The organism is Rhodococcus sp. KB6, from assembly GCF_001445685.1.
In the GTDB taxonomy this organism is placed as follows: domain Bacteria; phylum Actinomycetota; class Actinomycetes; order Mycobacteriales; family Mycobacteriaceae; genus Rhodococcus_F; species Rhodococcus_F qingshengii.
Genome location: NZ_LNAK01000092.1, coordinates 1 through 524, shown reverse-complemented (window position 1 = coordinate 524; position 524 = coordinate 1). Strand labels below are relative to the sequence as shown.

1 protein-coding gene is annotated in these 524 nt (G+C 67.4%); it reads left to right on the top strand.

Features of this window, described 5'->3' with window-relative positions; genetic code table 11:
• The coding region (locus tag ASU23_RS12305) for a helix-turn-helix domain-containing protein (protein WP_156423153.1) at positions 1-286 on the top strand (286 nt) is incomplete at its 5' end.
• Positions 287-524 lie beyond the last annotated feature (238 nt).

The window sequence follows — 524 nt, the reverse complement described above, 5'->3', positions numbered from 1 at the left end:
GATCGTCGTCGAGTTCGAACGCTTCGTGCGCGCCCGCCTGGACGAACCGTTCAACGTCGCCTTCGTCGCGCAGTCGCTCGGCACCAGCCGGCGCACCCTCGAACGACGAGTCCGTGCGGCGCTCAACCTCACTCCGCTCGGCTTCGTCCAACGGCTTCGCATCGAACGAGCTCGGCACCTCTCAGCAACCACGGACCTCACCTCCGCCGAGATCGCGCTACGGGTCGGCTACGCGAACGCCGAGACTCTGCGCTCCCTCCTGCGCAGGGAGCGACGCCGTTCCTGACCTATCGCCATGCCTGTAGCCGGTGTCCTAGTGCTCGACTGGAACCACCTCTCAGCACGTCGCGTCGACGCTCCTGCGTCGCCCCTGGACGACCCACTCGACACGCCCGCAGCACAGGCCATGTGACGTGCCCCGGCTTCCCGGACGGTCGGGGTTGGGTGGCTGTGATGTCGCTGCGTTCTCGTCGAGGGGGTCAGCAGACCCGATCAGGGTCGATTGGGATGAGACGCGAAGGCGG